Source organism: Enterococcus sp. C46 (assembly GCF_040887565.1).
GTDB lineage: Bacteria > Bacillota > Bacilli > Lactobacillales > Enterococcaceae > Enterococcus_B > Enterococcus_B lactis.
Map to the genome: position 1 here is coordinate 180,033 of NZ_JBFOGA010000005.1, position 19,322 is coordinate 199,354.

Sequence of the window (19,322 nt, forward strand, 5' to 3'; positions counted from 1 at the left end):
TTGGTGCATCCTGTATTATCTGTTACAATTGCTTTGTGCATACTGTACTATCAATCCAATGAAAATATATTTATTAACTATATTTTTTCATTGATGTGCAAGTAATGAAATCGGTTTTAATAAAAAAGATACAGAGAAAACGTGAGGTGTAGAATATGAAAATTACGTATCATGGACATTCTTGTTTAACGATTGAAATGGAAAATGGCCAACGTGTGATGATTGACCCGTTTATTACAGGAAACCCGTTGTCAGATTTAACTGCAGAAGAAGTAAAGACAGATTGGTTGCTGATTACTCATGGACATAGTGACCATATAGGAGATATGATTCCTATTGCAAAAGAAAATCAAGCCACGATTATTAGTATTGTTGAGATTGCTGATTATGCAAATAGCAGAGGAGTAGATTCTTTCGGTATGAATATCGGCGGAAAACATGCATTTCCATTCGGCACAGTAAAATTCGTACATGCACAGCATAGTTCAAGCTATGAAGTAGACGGTATCGTTCAGTATATGGGTGAGCCTAGCGGAATCATTATCCAAGCAGAAGGCAAAACGATTTATCATGCAGGAGATACAGCTTATTTCAGTGATTTAGGATTGCTTGCAGAAGAGTTCGATATTGATGTTGCTTTCTTGCCGATTGGTGATAACTATACGATGGGACCAGAGGATGCGGCTCGGGCTGCACAAACAATTCGTGCCAAGAAAGTCGTTCCAATCCATTTCAATACGTTCCCTGTCATTGAACAAGATCCTGAATCTTTTGTAGCATTACTGGAAGATAGCGAAGGAAAAATAATGAGCGTCTCGGAAACGCTGGAAGTGTAGGCAGAAAATGGCGACAAAACATGATTTAATTTTAGAATATATTGAAAGTTTACCTGTGGGCAATCGAATTTCTGTAAGAAGCATCGCAAAAGAATTGAATGTCAGTGAAGGAACAGCGTACCGTGCAATCAAAGATGCGGAAAATGTCGGACTAGTTTCAACGATTCAACGAGTAGGTACGATCCGTATCGAACGTAAATTAAAAAAACATATTGAACGTTTGACATTTGGCGAAGTCGTCAGGATTATTGAGGGGGACGTTTTAGGTGGCTCGGCAGGATTAGACAAGGTCTTGAATAAATTTGTCATTGGTGCGATGACTAAACATGCCATGGAACGCTATATTACACCAGGATCACTGATGATCGTTGGCAATCGGGCGGAAGTCCAAAAATTAGCATTGGAAGATGGCGCTGCAGTATTGATCACAGGAGGATTCAATACGACTACTGAGATTGCAAAGCTAGCCGATGAACTTGAAATGCCAATCTTGCGCACTTCTTATGATACATTTACAGTCGCTACCATGATCAACCGAGCGTTAAGTGACCAATTGATCAAAAAAGATATCATGCTTGTTAGCGATATCTACATGCCGGCGGAAAAGACACATTATTTGCATCAGATGGATACGATTTCTGATTATCAACGTTTGTCAGAAGAAACGCAACATTCACGTTTTCCAGTCGTTAATCGCCATCACCGTTTGATGGGGATCGTTACGGCAAAAGACGTTTTAGGGAAATCACCAAATCAGATCATTGATCGAGTGATGACGAAAGAACCAATTAGTGTAAAGAAAACAATGAGTATTGCTTCTGTTAGTCATCAAATGATCTGGGATGGGCTGGAGGTCATGCCGGTCGTCTCCGATGACTTGACATTGGAAGGCTTGATTACCCGGCAAGATGTAATGAAAGCGATGCAGCTTGTCCAGCGACAACCGCAGATTGCAGATACGATTTCAGATCAGATATCTGGAAATATCCATACGATTGATACCGATCGTGAAGGGAATCGTTTGGAAAATCCTAAGTTCAAATTTGTAGTGACACCACAAATGGTCAATGGTGTTGGAACCATTTCTTTTGGCGTGCTTAGCGAAATCATTTCTGATGTCGCACAAAAAACAATGGTGATGAACCAAAAACGAAACATCTTGATTGAACAAGTGAACCTACATTATTTGCGGCTGATCCAATTGGAAAGCGAGTTGGACATTCGTCCACGTGTATTGGAAATCGGCAGACGTTCCGCTAAATTGGATATCGAAGTATTTATTGAAAATACCATCGTTTCCAAAGCAATCGTTGTTTGTCAAGTAATGGAACGTTCTTAGAAAGCAGGAGTGAAATGACAGTACAGCAAGAAATAGTAGATACAATAAAAAAATACGATAAAATCATTATCCACAGGCATTTGCGCCCTGATCCTGATGCGTTAGGATCACAAGTAGGATTAGCCGAACTATTACGGGAAAGTTTCCCAGAAAAAGAAATACGACAAGTAGGTGAAACGATTGAAGGTCTTCGCTTTTTAGCAGAAATGCAAGAAGTTGAAGATGCCTTTTATCAAGGAGCGCTAGTCATCGTGACCGATACAGCTAATTCACCTAGAATCAGTGATCAAAGATATCAGTTAGCAGAAAAGCTGATCAAAATTGATCATCATCCCAATGATGACCCTTATGGAGATCTTGTGTGGGTAAATACAAAAGCAAGCAGTTGTAGTGAGATGATTGCAGAATTTGCTTTGATGTTTCCTGAATTATTTAAGATGAACGTGGAAGCTGCACGGTTGCTTTATGCGGGAATCGTCGGAGATACAGGGCGCTTTTTGTATCCCTCCACGACGTCCCGTACATTAGAGATTGCATCGATATTGAGAAATTATCCATTTGATGCAAGTGCTTTGAATAGAGAGATTGAGCAAATGCCGATGAAAGTCGCTAAACTTTCCGGTTATCTTTATCAAAATATCCAGGTGGATGAAAATGGTGCAGGAAGAATAATCCTTCCGCAAGAAATTCTTGATAAATATGGCATCGATGATTCAGAGACGGCTTCAATCGTTTCTCTTCCTGGAGTGATCGACGAAGTACTAGCTTGGGGTATTTTTGTTCAGCAACCTTCAGGACATTACCGCGTACGCTTACGTTCTAAGGGACCAGTCATCAATGAGTTAGCGAAACGCCATCATGGGGGAGGCCACCCATTAGCAAGTGGTGCGAATGCAAAAGATTTAGCAGAAGTAGAGGAAATCTATAAAGAGATTCAAGACATTTGCCAATCGTATAAGAGTAGAGAAACGAAGTAACAACTTCATTCGAAAACGTTCCTTTTGTGGTAAAAATCACAAATGTATCTTTTCAACATCTTCTTTTTCCGTTACAATAGTGCTCACTAAAGATTTTAAAGGAGAAAGAAGATGACATTACCAAATTGCCCAGAATGCGGCTCAGAGTACACATATGAAGATCGAGGTTTGTTGATTTGCCCAGAATGTGGGAACGAATGGAGCAAAGAAGAGCAAAAAACTGTCATAGAAGACGGATTAGTGGTATTAGATGCAAATGGAAACCGTCTGTCAGAAGGTGATAGCGTGACAGTGATCAAAGATTTGAAAGTAAAAGGTGCATCAGGTGCCATTAAACAAGGAACGAAAGTCAAGAACATCCGCTTAGTAGAAGGCGACCATAATATCGATTGCAAGGTAGAAGGATTTGGACCGATGAAACTGAAATCGGAATTTGTGAAAAAGAATTAAAGAATATTCAAGGTCTTTTCACATTCTTTTCTTGCTACTAATGATAAAATAAAGGAAACAAAAAGGAGTGAAACGACAATGTATGGTTATGGAATGTATGGTTTTTTAGATCCGACATTTCTTTTGGTCATTCTTGGATTAGTCATTTCCGGAATTGCGTCAGCTTATGTCAATAGTACTTTCCGCAAATATGATCAAGTGAGAAGCAAAAACAACGTGACTGGTACACAAGCAGCACAATATATATTGCAAAGCCAACAAATAAATGATGTTGGCGTTCAACAAATTGCCGGAGATCTCACAGATAACTACAATTCAGGTAATAAGATGCTGAGCCTGTCTCAAGCGACTGCACAATCTACTTCAGTTGCTGCGATAGGTGTAGCAGCTCATGAATGCGGACATGCGGTTCAAGATGCTTCGGGGTATGTCCCATTGAAGATCCGTGCGGCACTTGTTCCCGCAGCTAACTTTGGTTCGATGATTTCGTTCCCATTGATTATGGTAGGTGTATTGCTTAGTTGGAACTCTACGTTGATCAATATCGGGATTTTTGCTTTTTCTTTAGCGTTACTCTTTCAATTGGTGACATTACCAGTTGAATTCAATGCATCTCGTCGAGCAATCCAAATTTTGAGTGAGGGCGGACTGCTGACGGAAGAAGAAGTACCGATGGCAAGACACGTATTGTTTGCAGCGGCATTGACTTACGTTGCAGCAGCGCTTTCGACATTCCTTCAGCTGTTGCGCTTGATTTTATTGTTCGGCGGCAACCGAAGAGATTAACATAAAGAGGCTGGGACAGAAGCGTTTAACTCCAAGAAATAAGAAGGAATTCACGAAAATTACTTTTCAAATTTTTGTGAATTTCAGCTTATTTCCGAAGGAGTTGCTTCTGCTTCCGCCGTTTATACGTGTTTAGAGCGTGAGACAAAAGTGTTCTTTACTTTTGTCCCACGCTCTTTGTTTTATTCTCATATCTTTTTTTCATATACAGTTCTTGAATCGCTTTTATCAACTCACCGAATAATACTGTATCGTGGTTTGTATCTAGATAGAAAGTTTCCGTTTCAGCTGATATTTTCTCATGTTGATCTGTAATAATCAAATCAGCATGTTTAGGACATTCGATAATCTTGATTGCTTCATTGCGAAATAGTTTCTGTAAATGATCTTGCAGATGGTAATTCCCTGTGAATGGTTTGGTTATCTGCAAGTGGATGAGTAATTGTTCTTTCATTTCTGTGTGTAATAAGTGTTGGATCAATTGAATAAGGTATTGACTTAATTGAACTTTTTTTCTAGAGTTTGAAAAAATTGTGTCGATTTTTTCTCTTAATTTTTTTTCCTGTATAAAAGAAGCCGTTTGATTGGAGGTAGTTTCTGGAAAACAGAGTGTAGAAAAGCTACTGCTAGATTCACCTAACAGTTCCAAAAGAATAACTGCTAGTACGAGAAAATAAAAATAGATCGGTTTTTTGTCTTCCAAATGATTGATAGGAAACTGTTGAGTTAAGTAAGTCATCAATTGATCGACTTGTTGGCAAATAAGGTTTTTGCTTGTGGAAAATAAGAAACCAATCACCTGTTTTTGTTGGAATGAAATTTGATTTGGAAAAAAACAATAGAAAAAATAATTGAAGTAGGCTCTTTCCGTTTCTACCTCTTCACAGGGATAAATCGCTGAAAAAGAAGTAAAGCATTCTGAATAATCATGTGTACGCTGCAACAAATCCATTAATTCAGTAATTTCAGGAGAAATTTTCGAAAAACGTGCCTGTTGTCTGTTACGACATATGAATAAAGCAAGTAATAAATAGATGTTTTTTTCTTGTTTTGGATTTTTTTCTCTGTGCTCATCCTTACTTTTCTTTTTTAGTGTATTTAATTCAAGAGAGGAAAACGGCCAATCGTCTCCTTCGAATGTATCTGAAAGAAAAAAATAAAGATAAAGGCGGATAGATAATTCGTTTCCTTCAAGAACACAGCAGTTTTGTACAGATACGATCCTTAAATGGAATTTATTTAATGAATGATTGAGTTGTTTTGTCAGCTTTTCGAGATAGGAGGGCGATATATAAAGTTGTTCAAGTAAATACTTTTTTGGTACAGCAGATTGTGGATAATTAATCAGCAACATTAAATAATTAAAACGATTGGATTCTTGTAGGTAGCGTAATCTTAACTTATAAAATACAGCTAGCTTTTTAGACTGATCGGTTTCTTTGGTGTAGATCTCTCCTTTATGGTTAGAATAAATAAATTCCTCCATCAATAAAAATTGCTTGAGCGAAAAATTTACTTTCCGAATCAACTCTTTGATTGTTCGTTTTGGAATATGCAATTCATTGGCTAATTCCTGTAAAGAACAATTTTTTTTTTGAATGACCCTGTGCAGAACAAGCAACTCTTTTTTTCTTGCTTCAATTAACATAATAGCCTCCTTTTATTCTGTTTTTGTATATAGTTAGACAAAAACTGTGAGTGGAAAGTCATTTCAGTGTGTGTTATTCTTACAGAGTATCGCCTTTTGTTTGTATATATTGTTATTTAAATCTTGTTATCACCTTGTTTATTCTATTGTTTATTTCATAGGGCTTTTTGTCAAGGTTTTCTTGTATCATAAGTAAATATACTTGATTTTTAATGGATATATCTAAAGTGATTATGAAGATTATCAGTGATTATTTCACTTTTTTTTTAATTTTGTACGTTATTTATTAGAGGGTAGATGAAGAGGGACGGAGGTAAGAATGATGGGGAGAGTAACAAATTATAGTAAAGAATATTTGCTGTTCAAAAGTATGGTATATGTGGAAGAATATGGAATGAAATCAATTACTGCAAGAGATTTGGCGGATTTCTGCGGGTGCTCTACATATCCGATTTATACACATTTCAAATCGATCAGCGGGTTAAAGGAGAAAATATTAGAAGAAATCACTGTTTGCTTTGAACGATACTTAGCTGAATGCAATTCCAATGATGTTCTAAGCACAGTCTACTTGCTGAAAGATTTTTTTTCTATCCATGAAAGTATCCGTGGAATCATTGCAAAATCTGAATTAGACATGAATTCGCTATTTAAACGGCCATTTTTCTCATACATCAAAGGCCACACGAAAATCAAAGAGGAAAAGTTGCTTGAATTGCTTTGGCTTAATGCATTGGGAAGTTTGAGCTCAGATAATTTTTCTCAAGATTTTTTTGAAACGATGAACGCTGTTTGGGATAAAAATGAGGTGACGGATGAATACTTGGAAAGTATCTTAAAGGAACAGTTATCTTAGGAAGCAACATGAAAAAGTAGATCAGCCACCTTTATTTTTCGTAAAAAAGATTGTAAAATGTCTAACGAAACATTTGAATGAAGGAGGAAGCTACAACGTTACCACAGCAATTTATCAAAAAATATCGTCTTCTTTTAGGAGAAGAATCAACTGAATTTTTTTGCGCACTTGAGCAAGGAAGCGCAAAAAAAGGATTTCGGTGGAACCCACTAAAACCGGCAGGATTGGCTATGGTTCAAACTTACCATAGCGAAGAATTGCAACCCGCTCCCTACAGCAATGAGGGATTTCTTGGCACTGTGAATGGAAAGTCTTTCCTCCATCAAGCTGGGTACGAATATAGCCAAGAACCAAGTGCAATGATCGTTGGAACAGCTGCTGCAGCAAAACCAGGAGAAAAAGTGTTGGATTTGTGTGCGGCTCCCGGCGGTAAATCGACCCAATTAGCTGCTCAAATGAGAGGCAAAGGGTTGTTAGTGTCAAATGAGATATTTCCGAAACGCGCGAAGATCCTATCAGAAAATATAGAACGATGGGGAGTTTCGAACGCAATAGTGACAAATCATGCACCTGCAGAGCTTGTTCCTCATTTTTCCGGTTTTTTTGATCGGATCGTGGTTGATGCGCCTTGTTCAGGGGAAGGGATGTTCAGAAAAGATCCGAATGCAGTAAAAGAGTGGACAGAAGAATCTCCGCTACACTGTCAAAAACGTCAGCAAGAGATTTTGTCTTCAGCAATAAAGATGCTAAAACATGAAGGGCAGCTGATCTACTCTACCTGTACGTTTGCACCAGAAGAAAATGAAGAGATTATTAGCTGGCTTGTAGAAAATTATCCAGTAACAATTGAAGAAATCCCTTTGTCTCAAACCGTTAGTTCAGGACGTCCTGAATGGGGAAGCGTAGATGGTTTGGACAAAACAGTACGTATATGGCCTCATGAAAATCAAGGAGAAGGGCATTTTGTCGCAAAGTTGACTTTTCATGGACAAAACCCAACACGTAAAGAAAAGAAAGTACGTAAGAAACGGAAAGAAGAATTGACAAAAGAACAGGAAAAACTTTGGACGGAATTTTCAATGGATTTCCATTATGAAATCACTGGGAGACTTTTAGTGTTCAACGATCATCTTTGGGAAGTTCCTGAGTTGCTCCCTTCTCTTGATGGTTTGAAAGTCATGCGTACAGGTTTGCATTTAGGAGATTTCAAAAAGAATCGATTTGAACCTAGCTATGCCTTAGCACTTGCTATGAAAAAGACAGAAAACATCCCTTGTTTGTCGATCACTCAAAAGGAATGGCAATCTTACACAGCAGGAGAAACATTTCAACGTGATGGGGATCAAGGATGGGTTTTATTAGTATTGGATAAGATACCTGTCGGTTTTGGTAAACAAGTAAAAGGAACAGTAAAGAACTTTTTTCCTAAAGGATTAAGATTTCGCTGATTTCGATGAGTGGATTAGTTCGTTTATTTTTTTGTCTATGCTATGATTGAAGTAGATAAAAAGGAGCTGATACTTATGAAAACATCAACAAAAGTAACAATTGGATTAAGCGTAGCAGCCGCTGCCAGTGTAGCGACAGCAGTCGTCGTATCGGGAAAAGTAATGGAAAAGATCCATCATATGACTACTCGGACAAAAGTAAAAAAATTCGTCCACGACAAATTCGATGGAAATGAAAAATTGATGGAAATCGTAGATGATCTGTCAGATAGTGACTTGGATTCTTTGATGGGGATGTTAGCAAAAATAAAATCAGGAAAAAAGAAAATCTCTGTTTACGGTGATTCCATCAAAGACTCAACCGAAGACGTAAAAGATCGGCTTATGCATTTTGTTGAAAAAATGATGTAAGAGAAACTAGCTTTTGAACACTATTCATTTGAAATAAGGGGTTGTGACAAAATTTATTGTCATAACCCCTTTAACTTATCTTTAATCATGCTCATGAATCAATAAAAGGTAGCAAAACAGTAAATCATTGGCTTTTTTTAGATTGAAACCTGATTGTTCTTGAAATTTTTCGATTCGATATTTTAGCGTATTCCGATGAAGAAACAGCGTTTTTGCAGCAGAGCTGACATTACCTAATTCATTCCATAATTCTTGAATGATCTCTTCCATTTCATTTTGTTTGATCAGTTCTATGTAACTTTTGATCAACGCACTATCTTTCATGACATCTTTTGTATAGTAATGTAAAGCAACATCTTGCATAGAAAAAGTACGGCTGTGAGTATAGAGATTGTTTTGCTCTGTTAAAAAAATTCTTCTTTCTTCAGCAAACAAAGGGACAAGGTCGCTACCTGGTGAATGAAAAGAACCAACGAATACAGATGTTGTCGTATCAAAATCAGCATCTAAAGATAGAAAAATACCATTGATCTCAGCAGCATCAAGATAATCACAATTTTTTTGTTCGATCAAGAGAGCATCAGTGTCTGTATAAAAGAAGAAATCAGCAGAATAGCGAAATAATTCCAAAATAGTATCTTGCCATTCTTTTTTTAAGAATTCTCCTTTCGATTCGACGTGAAGCTGGATCAAACGAAAGCTTTTTTCTTGGATGCAAGAAGCATCTTTAAAAAGATAGTGATACCACGGATGTTTTTTTTGATCGCTGACTATAGGGAATAACGCTTTCAAAAGACTAGTTTCTTGTTGGGATAGTGAATCGCTTTTAATCCAAATAAAAGCATCATCAACTGCAAAAGAAAGGATATCAGCTTCTGACGCTGGACAGTTTTTTTTCTGTGCTTGTGGGTAAAGAGCAAGTAATTTATTCATTTTCATCTTGTTCACCTCTTGTATTTATTTTACCATAGAAAAAAAAGTTAGTTACAGCCTTTTTGTCATATGCTAAAGTAAAACAAGAAAAAACAAAGGCAGGGAAGGTTAATTGGTTAATACAAATCTTGATGCAGTAGATAAAGAAAAATGGATGCGCCTTGCATTGGCAGAAGCAAAAAAAGCAGAAGTGCTCCATGAAGTTCCGATTGGAGCAGTGGTTGTATTAGAGGGAGAAGTGATTGGAAAAGGATATAACCTTAGAGAAACGACACAAGATGCTACTACACATGCAGAAATGTTTGCAATCAAGGAAGCCTGTGAAAAAGTTGGAAGTTGGCGCTTAGAAAATGCGTCGCTTTTTGTTACCTTGGAACCTTGCCCTATGTGCAGTGGCGCGATGATTTTGTCTCGTGTAGCAGAAGTTTATTTCGGTGCATATGACCCGAAAGGCGGAACAGCCGGCACTTTGATGAATCTTTTGGAAGACGAACGATTCAACCATCAAGCGTATGTAGAAGGTGGCATTTTAGAAGACGAATGCGGAAGGGTTTTGACTGACTTTTTCCGAAAGCTACGTCAGCGAAAAAAGAAATTAAAAAAAGACTGGTCAACGAATGAAAAATAAGGTATACTATTCTTTGCCGAAAGGCTAGGACAATGGTGGGCTTGTGAAGCGTGTCAGGTCTGGAAGGAAGCAGCACTAAGCAGGTTCCGCCATGTGTCTGATTATAATGAAACGACGACAGACTTTCGGGTCTGTTTTTTTTTTATTTCTAGAAATAATTAGGCTGTAAAACTGAATAGTTTTTCGTTCTTTTAGCCAGACTATTTTATCGAATATTATACTTATGTAATTTGCTTCGAGACAGGAAAAGCTCTGAAATGGAGCTTGTTTCAATGGAAGAAAAAGCTGCCTGTGGTATGATGAAGATAAAGAGAGGCGAGAGGACACATGGAAAAAATAGTGATTTTACATACGAATGATCTGCATTCACATTTAGAAAATTGGCCAAGGATCAGAAGATTCTTAGATCAGCGTAAACGAGAAAACGAAAAGAAAGAAAATACGACAACGATTGCAGTCGATCTAGGTGATTTTGTGGATCGTTGGCATCCATTATCAGAGGCAACGAATGGACAGGCGAATATCTTGCTGATGAATGAAGTTGGTTATGATGCAGCGACGATAGGAAACAATGAAGGCGTAGGAAATTCCAAAGAAGATCTAAACCACTTATATGATCATGCTGAGTTTGATATCATCCTTGATAACTTGTTCGATAAAAATACGTTGCAGCCACCGATATGGACGAAACCATATAAAATCATTACAACGAAACACCAGACAAAAATTGGCTTGATTGCATTTACTGCCCCGTTCCCGCTTACGTATAATCCAAATGGCTGGGACATACGCAATCCATATGATATTTTGCCGGAATTAGTCGAAGATTTACGTCCACAAGTGGATGTTTTAGTTTTGATGAGTCATCTCGGGATTCAAGATGATTTACAAATTGCAAAAGAAATACCAGCAATTGATGTTATTTTAGGTTCGCACACCCATCATTTATTCAGAGAAGGTCATGTAGTCAACGATGTCCAAATAGCAGCAGCTGGCAAATACGGTCAATATGTAGGAGAAGTCCATTTAACCATCGATGAAGAAAAAAAAATCCTTAAGCATTCGGCCAAAGCCATCCCTACAGAAACAATGACAGCTTTTACAGAAGATGAACAAGAGGTAAACGGTTACTTAGAACAAGGGCATGAGCTGCTAAAAGAAAAAGAAGTAGCGGATTTGCCGTTTTCTTTAAGCCTAGATATCTTCAGTGAGCATTCGTTTATCCAAGTAGCCCTTGAGGCGGTAAAAGAACGAGGAAAGACGGACGCCGCAATATTAAACAGTGGTCTGTTTTTAACTGAAATTCCAAAAGGTCGGGTCAACCAGGATCAGCTTCACACGGCATTGCCACATCCAATGCACTTGCTGAATGTCACATTGGGTGGAAATGATCTGATTCGTTTAGTTTTAGAAATAGAAAAAAATCGTCAGTTTTTACGTAACTATCCGATGAAGGGAATGGGATTTCGCGGCAAGATTTTTGGACAGATGGTCTATAATGGAATCATGTATGACTCCGTTAACCATCAAGTTTTTTGGAAGAATAAGCCAGTCGATCCGACTAAAAATTATACTTTTACTACCGTCGATCATCTAATGTTTGTCCCATTTTTTCCAACGATCGAAATTGTTGGAAAAAATGAATTTTTGTTTCCTGAATTTATCCGAAGCGTGGTAGGAGATTACTTGAAAGCTCACTACCCAATCAAATAAAAACAAGGTATAATAAAAAAGATAGGTGGTGAACGCATGTCTGCAAAACAAAATGAACAGCAGAACGTTGAGCATAAAACAGAAATTGCTAAGAAAAAATCATCAGCTGAACAGGAAACAACAGTCACAGAAGAACTGACAGCTGCTTTGGAAGAAATCGTCGAGGAGCCGAAAGCAGAAAAAGTCAAAGGTGAAGTAGTGACGCTGTTAGATGACAGTAATTTTTTGGTAGGCGAAAGACATTATCGGCTTGTGTCCGATTATCGTGAAGGATTTAATGCAGAAAAACTGGGAGAACGATACAGTGATGTACTAGCCCGATATGATTATATCGTAGGAGATTGGGGTTATGAACAACTACGTTTAAAAGGATTCTTCCGAGCGGATAATCGACGGGCGCATCCGGATCAGCGAATTGATTCATTGGAAGACTATCTTTACGAATATTGCAATTTTGGTTGTGCGTATTTTGTCATCGAAAGAATCGGCGGTAAAAAAGAAAAGACAACTCAGCGCCGAAAAAAGAAAAAAAACCATAATCGTGCGTATATCGATGAGAAAAAAGGACCAGTCACATCTAATCGTAAAAAACCGGTTATTAAAAATCGAAAAACAGAGTCAGCAAAAACCTCTGAAAAAGTAAAAAAACAAGAACAATCTAATCAAGTGGAAAAAACAAAAACAGCATTTACGATAAGAAAAAGGGAAGAGTAGTGGATGAATGGACTATAAAGGATATTTAATTGATTTAGACGGGACGATTTATCGCGGGACGGAACCTATACCGGCAGGGAAACGGTTTGTGGAAGAATTACAAAAAAGGAAATTGCCTTTCTTATTTGTTACGAATAACACGACTAAGTCGCCAGAAACAGTGGCTAATCGTCTAGCAGATGAGTTTGACATTCATGTAGCACCAGAAACAGTTTATACAGCTACTTTGGCTACAATTGATTTCATGAAAGCAGATGGAAAAGGAAAAAAAGTGTATGTTATCGGAGAAGCCGGATTAATTGACTTGATTTTAGCTGCCGGATTTACATGGGAAGAAGAGGTTCCTGACTATGTAGTAGTAGGGCTAGATAATTATTTGACCTATGAAAAGGTCGTCAAAGCAACTCTTGCTATTCAAAAAGGGGCTACTTTCATTGGTACGAATCCGGATAAGAATATCCCTACAGAACGTGGTCTTCTTCCTGGAGCTGGGTCAGTCATCTCTTTCGTCGAGACAGCAACCCAAACTCCACCAATTTATATCGGAAAACCAGAAGCAATCATTATGGATAAAGCCGTTGAAGTATTAGGTCTGCAAAAAGAAGAAGTAATCATGGTTGGAGATAACTATGAAACAGATATCCAAGCAGGGATACGTAATAATATCGATACTTTGCTCGTTTTATCAGGTTTCACAAAAGAAGAAGATGTACCTGGGCTGCCTATCCCAGCTACCTTTGTGAAACGATCATTGGATGAATGGAGCTTCTAATATGAAAAATTCGAGATGGCGGTGGTTGGAATATGCCGGATTATTCAGCCTGTTTCTGACGCTGATCAGTTTGGCAGTTGGAGTGACGATCAATTTTCGACCGCTGTATGTATTTGATATCGGACATTTGCATATTTTGGATTATACTTCTTTAGACCAAGAGACATTACTGAAAAATTTTGATCACCTGATGAATTATCTTAATAATCCCTTCCAAACAGTCCTCAGTTTGCCGGACTTTCCAGTTTCTGCTAGCGGAGCTCATCATTTTTATGAAGTGAAAATTTTGTTTTTAGTGGATTATGCTGTATTTTTCATCACTCTGATCCCAAGTATTTTGTTTATCAGATATTTGCAAAAGAATGATCGTCTTTGGCGATTGATTCGTCCGTTTCAGATTGGCATGTTGCTGCCAGTCATTTTCGGTTTTTTCATGATGATTGGATTTGATCGCTTTTTTATCCTTTTTCATGAAACGTTTTTCAACAACGATGACTGGTTATTCGATCCTGTAACTGATCCAATCATCAATGTACTTCCAGAAGAATTTTTCATGCATAGCTTTATCTTGTTCTTTGTAGTATTAGAAGTATTTTTTGCTATTTTTCTTTTCTTAGGGAAAAATAGTTTGAAACAAACAAAAAAGAAAGAACTCGTCTAAATAGACGTTTTCTTTCTTTTTTTGATTTATTGAGTAAGTCGACTTCTTTTTTCTGGTTCTTTGTGTGCTAATCGACTGGCAGCAGCAGCAGCGATTGCTCCGACGATATCATCTAAGAAGGTATGGACATGAACGCCATCGTGGCTGTTTAGTTCTTTTAAAATACCCGGTTTCACTTTATCGATATAGCCATAGTTCGTAAAGCCAATCGTACCGTAAACATTCACGATTGATAAAGCTAAGATCTCATCGATACCGTAAAGACCTTCGTCATCTTCGATAATGTGTTGCAACGGATCCATCAATCTTTTCTTTTCTGCTAATATATCTAATTGGATTCCGGTGATAATGGCGTTATGTACTTCACGTTTTGTTAATACGCTGTTGACACTTTCAGTACAATCTGCCAAAGTCAAATCAGAAATATAGTCTTTTTGTAAAAACATGACAAGTTGTGCGATATCTTCTACAGTTACGCCACGTTCTTTCAATAGTTCTCTTGCCTTTTCTTCTAAAGTCTCAGTTTTGACGACCATATTATTGCTCCCCCTTTATTTTTCTTTCTCTATTTCATGTTAACGGAACATGAAAAAAATGCAAGAAACTGCTTTTGGATCTCGCTTGAAATGCAGAGGAATCTAAAAAATCAACTAGGCCGAAGATTTTTATCATATAAGCTTGTGCTGTGACCAGGCTGAGTCCGTTCTTTTGGATTAATGTAGTGTAAAGCATTGTTCACTGCGGTAGGTGCTTCACCGAGCCCAGTAGCAATCAGTTTCACTTTTCCTTCATAGGTACAGATATCACCAGCTGCATAAACACCTGGAATAGAAGTAGACATATCTGATTTTACAGTGATGGCATTTCTAGTACTATCAAGTCCCCAAGAAGAGAGATGTTCTAAATTAGAAGTGAATCCATAATTGACGATCAGAGCATCAATCATCAAATCAATTGTTTCATCGCTCTTCACTTTTTTTAAGCGGATGTCTGACAGTTCTCCAGCGTTGCCAGACAATCCATCGATTAGATATGGAGTAAGCAAGGTGACAGTTGAAGACTTCAAACGCGATACGCTATGTTCATGCGCACGGAATTCCGGACGACGATGGATCAGGTAAACTTCGCTTGCAATAGGCTCCAACATCAATGCCCAATCGATAGCAGAATCGCCGCCTCCAGCAATAGCAACTTTTTTTCCGGCATATTTCATCAAATCATTTACGAAATAATCCAATCCGTGGTTTTCGAATGCTTCAGCATTATCTAAATTCAATTTTCTCGGCTGGAATGAACCATTCCCTAAAGTTAAAATGACTGCTTTAGAATAATGTATGCCTTTATTTGTAGTGATCTCGATAACTTCGTCTTCACGAGTAAGCGAGAGAACTTCTTCTTTTAAATGAAATGTATGATTAAAAGTAGTTAACTGTTTTTCTAATTGATCGATTAATTCACTTGCTTTGATTGCTGGATAACCTGGGATATCGTAAATATATTTTTCAGGATATAATGTTGCTAATTGACCACCAAGTTGAGGTAGACTGTCAATGATTTTTGTTTTAGCTTGGCGCATTCCTGCATAAAAAGCGGCAAACATCCCTACAGGACCTGCACCGATAATTGTAATGTCATAGATTTCCATAAAAAATTCCTCCCTTTTCACACTATAGCAGAATTTAATTGAGAATGCTTCTCAAAAATATTTGAAGTTGAAATGGTCAGTCATAGAATTTATTCATGGAATGCAGGCAGTGATGAAAAAATAAAGAAAAACAAATCTAGTATTTTTACGGAAGGTTAGGTATTATGTTATTATTATTTATGAAGTATGCAAATAATAGGAGGAAACAATATGGGATTCCCACAACTAGATTTAAAAAATGAAAAAGGACCAAAAGCTGTTATCAAAACAAACCGTGGTGACATTACTGTCCAATTATTCCCTGAACTAGCACCGAAGACGGTTCAAAATTTCATTGAACTTTCCAAAAAAGGTTATTATGATGGCGTGATTTTTCACCGTGTTATTCCTGATTTCATGATTCAAGGCGGCGATCCAACTGGAACAGGAATGGGTGGAGAAAGTATTTATGGAGAAAGTTTTGAAGATGAATTCAGTCGTGAACTGTTCAACCTTCGCGGAGCTTTATCTATGGCAAATTCAGGTCCAAACACAAACGGAAGCCAATTCTTTATTGTAAATAACACAAATGTGCCAGCTAATATGCTTGGACAATTGGAAGGTGCTGGATTCCCATCAGAAATCATTGAAGCGTATAAAGGTGGCGGAACCCCTTGGTTAGATTTCCGACATACAGTCTTTGGACATGTACTGGAAGGAATGGATACAGTAGATGAAATTGCAAATGTGCAACGTGGTCCGCAAGACCGCCCTGTACATGACATAGTGATTGAAACAATCGAAATTTCAGAATAGTTTGGTATGATACGGAGTATTTATAGAAAAGGACGAAACCTAGTAAGGTCTCGTCCTTTTACTTTGATAACTGATTTATTCGGTTGTTTCTAAAGCGTGCTTGATTCGATGAAGTCCTTCTAGTAAAGTTTCTTCTGGACAAGCAATATTCAAGCGCATATGTCCATGACCGGAAGGACCAAATGTGATACCAGGATTTAATACGACTTTTCCTTTTCTCACTAGAGTATTCTCTAATTTCTGGTCGTCTGAAATATAAGCGGTAAAATCCAACCACATTAAATAAGTTCCTTCAGGGCTCATTATTCTCACTTTCGGAAGATGCTGTTCAAAAAACTGATTAACTGTTTGAACATTTTTTTCTAGATAAGGAATCAATTGGTTTAACCATTCTCCACCGGTCTCATAAGCCGCTTGAGTCCCAATCAAACCAAAAGTGTTGATTTCGTGCTGTTGATTCATCACTAGATGTTTTTCAAATTTAGCTTTCAGCTCTGGATTTTTGATAAATACCATTGAATTTTTGATTGCAGCTAAATTGAAAGTCTTTGTTGCAGAAGTAAAGGCAATGAGCAAATCGTCCAAATCGGGATTAATCGTCAGCATGGAAGTAAATGTATGATCGAATAAAGTCAAATCTTGATGGATTTCGTCACTAAACAGAAACACTCGATGTTTTAAACACAATTCGCTTAACTGTTTCAATTCTTCTTTGCTCCAAACGCGACCTCCTGGATTATGAGGGTTGCACAAGATCATTGCTTTTACATTGTTTTCTTCTATTTTTTTCTCCATGTTAGAAAAGTCCATGACAAAATGATTATTTTTTTCTAGCAAAGAGCTTCGAACAATGTGACGTTGATTTGTTTCTATAATAGAGGAAAATGGAGGATAAACTGGGTCATGAATCAAAATAGAATCGCCTGGTTTTGTAAAAGTTTGTACTGCTGCAGCTAAACTAGTCAACACACCACTTGTAAAAACAATATTTTCTTTCGTCAACTCAACAGCATGGCGTTGACGTTCCCAATGAATGATAGCCTGATAGAGTTTATCAGATAGAGTGGCATAACCAAAGATTCCGTGTTTGATGTATTCACTAAACGCATTAGCTACCCCCTCGGGAGATAAGAAATCCATATCTGCTACCCACAAAGGAAGTAAATCATCCATTTGATATGTCTCGGCAATCGCGTCCCATTTTACACTTTCTGTATCTTTTCTTGAAATCTTTTTATCAAATTCGATCATCTCAATACCTCCAGTCATTTTCGTCGCTTCTTTTTTTGCGCTATTTACAGTATAATGATAAATGCGAAGAGAGGGAAGTAGATGACTTATAAAATTGGACAAATAATTGAAGGAAAAGTAACAGGGATACAGCCTTATGGGGCATTCGTCTCTCTTGATAATGAGACGCAAGGACTTATTCATGTTTCGGAAGTACAATCCGGTTATACGAAAAATATCCATTCATTGTTAAAAGTCGGGCAGCCAGTAACCGTTCAGATCATCGACATTGATGAATATTCCAAAAAAATCAGTTTATCTTTAAGAACATTAGAAAAAACAAATCCAGCTGTTCCTTATCGTAGAAAAAGATATTTCACGAATAAAAATCGTAAAATCGGTTTTGCCACTATTGCGGAGCAGTTACCTATTTGGATAGAAGAAGCGTTATCTGAATTAGAACGGAAAGAAAATAAGAAATAAAAAGTGTGTATTTTTTCTGAAAATGTGCTAGAATTTTTATGTAAGCCATAGAACAAGGTGATCGAGGTGGAAATTTTGGCAAGCAAAAGAGTTGCTGGTACAATTATGTTGCATTTGGAGGATGGTTCTAAAAAATTTTTGGTCCATTCAATTGATGACAAGTTGGAATTTGCGTTAGCGGAACTTTCTGAAGGGAAGACTGGTTTAGCGAATATACTTAATTTCTTAAAAGAAATAGTTCATATCGATGTTAGCAAGATTAGTTTGATGGAATTGACAAATACACATATTAATCAGGAAAATGTTCCGTTGTTTGTCTTTGAGACTGAACAAAAGAATCAAAGAGAAGAATTAGGCGAAGGATACATTTGGGAAGAACCAGGTCAAATGCGCTCTGTTCTTGGAACTTACGAAGTAGAGGGAGTGCCTTTCTTCTAAAATACAGATTAAGCGAGCAAAGAAGTTTGAATTTTTTTCAAACTTCTTTTTTTTTATTGTTTGATCCAAAAAAGACAATGAAATGTTCTGCTATAGATAATTTTTTAGTGCATTTTGTTTTCAAAATATGTAGAAAACGGTTGTATAACGAATAATAATAATTGATCGAAAAATCATTTCACAAAGTAATGCTTAATTTATAGTTGACCAAGGAAGAAATACATGATAAATTTAACAGCGTTGATTCCGAAGTGGACGTTATATCACGTTTCTGAAAAAACTTAAAAAATAGTTATTGACATGTTTATGATGACATGATAAGATAACTAAGTCGTTAAAAAAGAACAGCTTGCGAAAGTTGTGATTCTATCGAAAAAAACTTCAAAAAAGTTCTTGACAAATAACAAACGACAAGTTATGATGAATGAGTTGCTGAAAGATTTCGAAAAACGAAATCGAAAAAACTTTTAAAAAAGAGTTGACAATCAATTGTCACTCTGATATGATATAAAAGTTGCTACGGCAGCCAAAACAAATCGGAAAAACATTTCCGTTGAAG

21 protein-coding genes and 1 other RNA gene are annotated in these 19,322 nt (G+C 37.2%); 17 read left to right on the plus strand and 5 right to left on the minus strand.

All coding sequences use genetic code 11. The features are described from left to right. The first annotated feature begins 155 nt into the window (after positions 1-155). From AB3I27_RS09585 to AB3I27_RS09605, 5 genes are all read left to right on the plus strand, one after another. Positions 156-836, plus strand: coding sequence for a metal-dependent hydrolase (locus tag AB3I27_RS09585; protein ID WP_002310175.1), 681 nt, complete (start codon positions 156-158; stop codon positions 834-836). A gap of 7 nt (positions 837-843) precedes the next feature. Beyond that, positions 844-2,175, plus strand: a complete 1,332-nt coding sequence (locus tag AB3I27_RS09590) for a DRTGG domain-containing protein (protein ID WP_002310176.1) — start codon at positions 844-846, stop codon at positions 2,173-2,175. Positions 2,176-2,189: 14 nt separating this feature from the next. Then, positions 2,190-3,152 carry a bifunctional oligoribonuclease/PAP phosphatase NrnA gene (locus AB3I27_RS09595; protein ID WP_002291016.1) on the plus strand — a complete coding sequence of 321 codons (963 nt, stop codon included), beginning with the start codon at positions 2,190-2,192 and terminating at the stop codon, positions 3,150-3,152. 111 nt (positions 3,153-3,263) lie between these two features. Continuing rightward, on the plus strand, positions 3,264-3,602 hold the full coding sequence (locus AB3I27_RS09600) for a zinc ribbon domain-containing protein YjdM (RefSeq protein ID WP_002291014.1): 339 nt from the start codon (positions 3,264-3,266) through the stop codon (positions 3,600-3,602). 78 nt (positions 3,603-3,680) lie between these two features. Continuing rightward, positions 3,681-4,388: a zinc metallopeptidase gene (locus AB3I27_RS09605; protein ID WP_002310178.1), complete on the plus strand. Its 708-nt coding sequence runs from the start codon at positions 3,681-3,683 to the stop codon at positions 4,386-4,388. A gap of 157 nt (positions 4,389-4,545) precedes the next feature. On the opposite strand, the gene AB3I27_RS09610 is transcribed toward AB3I27_RS09605, so the two are convergent. Beyond that, positions 4,546-6,036, minus strand: coding sequence for a helix-turn-helix domain-containing protein (locus AB3I27_RS09610; protein ID WP_002347750.1), 1,491 nt, complete (start codon positions 6,034-6,036; stop codon positions 4,546-4,548). A gap of 319 nt (positions 6,037-6,355) precedes the next feature. On the opposite strand from AB3I27_RS09610, the gene AB3I27_RS09615 reads away from it, so the two are divergent. The 3 genes from AB3I27_RS09615 (at position 6,356) to AB3I27_RS09625 (ending at position 8,751) form a co-directional block, all read left to right on the plus strand. Next, the gene (locus AB3I27_RS09615) at positions 6,356-6,892 is read left to right on the plus strand and encodes a TetR/AcrR family transcriptional regulator (RefSeq protein WP_002310182.1); all 537 of its coding nucleotides are present in this window, start codon (positions 6,356-6,358) and stop codon (positions 6,890-6,892) included. 77 nt (positions 6,893-6,969) lie between these two features. Continuing rightward, the gene (locus tag AB3I27_RS09620; RefSeq protein ID WP_002310183.1) at positions 6,970-8,340 is read left to right on the plus strand and encodes an RsmF rRNA methyltransferase first C-terminal domain-containing protein; all 1,371 of its coding nucleotides are present in this window, start codon (positions 6,970-6,972) and stop codon (positions 8,338-8,340) included. 75 nt (positions 8,341-8,415) lie between these two features. After that, positions 8,416-8,751 carry a hypothetical protein gene (locus AB3I27_RS09625; protein ID WP_002291007.1) on the plus strand — a complete coding sequence of 112 codons (336 nt, stop codon included), beginning with the start codon at positions 8,416-8,418 and terminating at the stop codon, positions 8,749-8,751. Positions 8,752-8,832: 81 nt separating this feature from the next. Here AB3I27_RS09625 and AB3I27_RS09630 read toward each other — a convergent pair whose 3' ends face one another. Continuing rightward, positions 8,833-9,690, minus strand: coding sequence for a helix-turn-helix domain-containing protein (locus AB3I27_RS09630; protein WP_002310185.1), 858 nt, complete (start codon positions 9,688-9,690; stop codon positions 8,833-8,835). A gap of 106 nt (positions 9,691-9,796) precedes the next feature. Here AB3I27_RS09630 and tadA point away from each other — a divergent pair, with 106 nt between their 5' ends. The 6 genes from tadA (at position 9,797) to AB3I27_RS09660 (ending at position 14,172) form a co-directional block, all read left to right on the plus strand. After that, positions 9,797-10,312, plus strand: a complete 516-nt coding sequence (gene tadA, locus AB3I27_RS09635; protein WP_002344017.1) for a tRNA adenosine(34) deaminase TadA — start codon at positions 9,797-9,799, stop codon at positions 10,310-10,312. A gap of 22 nt (positions 10,313-10,334) precedes the next feature. After that, positions 10,335-10,419: signal recognition particle sRNA small type (gene ffs, locus AB3I27_RS09640), an RNA gene on the plus strand. Between the two features lie 220 nt (positions 10,420-10,639). Then, complete coding sequence (locus AB3I27_RS09645; RefSeq protein WP_002310187.1) at positions 10,640-12,025, plus strand: bifunctional UDP-sugar hydrolase/5'-nucleotidase; 1,386 nt, start codon at positions 10,640-10,642, stop codon at positions 12,023-12,025. 36 nt (positions 12,026-12,061) lie between these two features. After that, positions 12,062-12,739, plus strand: coding sequence for a YutD family protein (locus tag AB3I27_RS09650; RefSeq protein ID WP_002310188.1), 678 nt, complete (start codon positions 12,062-12,064; stop codon positions 12,737-12,739). A 7-nt stretch (positions 12,740-12,746) separates the two neighbouring features. Next, the gene (locus tag AB3I27_RS09655) at positions 12,747-13,511 is read left to right on the plus strand and encodes a TIGR01457 family HAD-type hydrolase (RefSeq protein ID WP_002310189.1); all 765 of its coding nucleotides are present in this window, start codon (positions 12,747-12,749) and stop codon (positions 13,509-13,511) included. A gap of 1 nt (position 13,512) precedes the next feature. Continuing rightward, positions 13,513-14,172, plus strand: coding sequence for a TIGR01906 family membrane protein (locus tag AB3I27_RS09660; protein WP_002310190.1), 660 nt, complete (start codon positions 13,513-13,515; stop codon positions 14,170-14,172). Between the two features lie 26 nt (positions 14,173-14,198). Here the strand turns inward: AB3I27_RS09660 and AB3I27_RS09665 are convergent, their stop codons facing one another. Further along, a complete protein-coding gene (locus AB3I27_RS09665) occupies positions 14,199-14,708 on the minus strand; it encodes a phosphatidylglycerophosphatase A (RefSeq protein ID WP_002290997.1) in 510 nt (169 codons plus the stop codon). A gap of 110 nt (positions 14,709-14,818) precedes the next feature. Then, a complete protein-coding gene (locus AB3I27_RS09670) occupies positions 14,819-15,817 on the minus strand; it encodes an NAD(P)/FAD-dependent oxidoreductase (protein WP_070872350.1) in 999 nt (332 codons plus the stop codon). Positions 15,818-16,027: 210 nt separating this feature from the next. Here AB3I27_RS09670 and AB3I27_RS09675 point away from each other — a divergent pair, with 210 nt between their 5' ends. Next, the gene (locus tag AB3I27_RS09675; protein WP_070872352.1) at positions 16,028-16,612 is read left to right on the plus strand and encodes a peptidylprolyl isomerase; all 585 of its coding nucleotides are present in this window, start codon (positions 16,028-16,030) and stop codon (positions 16,610-16,612) included. Between the two features lie 75 nt (positions 16,613-16,687). Here the strand turns inward: AB3I27_RS09675 and AB3I27_RS09680 are convergent, their stop codons facing one another. Then, the gene (locus tag AB3I27_RS09680) at positions 16,688-17,881 is read right to left on the minus strand and encodes a MalY/PatB family protein (protein ID WP_002310195.1); all 1,194 of its coding nucleotides are present in this window, start codon (positions 17,879-17,881) and stop codon (positions 16,688-16,690) included. Between the two features lie 63 nt (positions 17,882-17,944). Between AB3I27_RS09680 and AB3I27_RS09685 the strand changes: the two genes are divergently transcribed. Beyond that, entirely contained in the window at positions 17,945-18,325 is a 381-nt protein-coding gene (locus AB3I27_RS09685; RefSeq protein WP_002290989.1) for a CvfD/Ygs/GSP13 family RNA-binding post-transcriptional regulator, read from the plus strand. Between the two features lie 75 nt (positions 18,326-18,400). After that, the gene (locus tag AB3I27_RS09690) at positions 18,401-18,763 is read left to right on the plus strand and encodes a hypothetical protein (protein ID WP_002310196.1); all 363 of its coding nucleotides are present in this window, start codon (positions 18,401-18,403) and stop codon (positions 18,761-18,763) included. Positions 18,764-19,322: the final 559 nt, after the last annotated feature.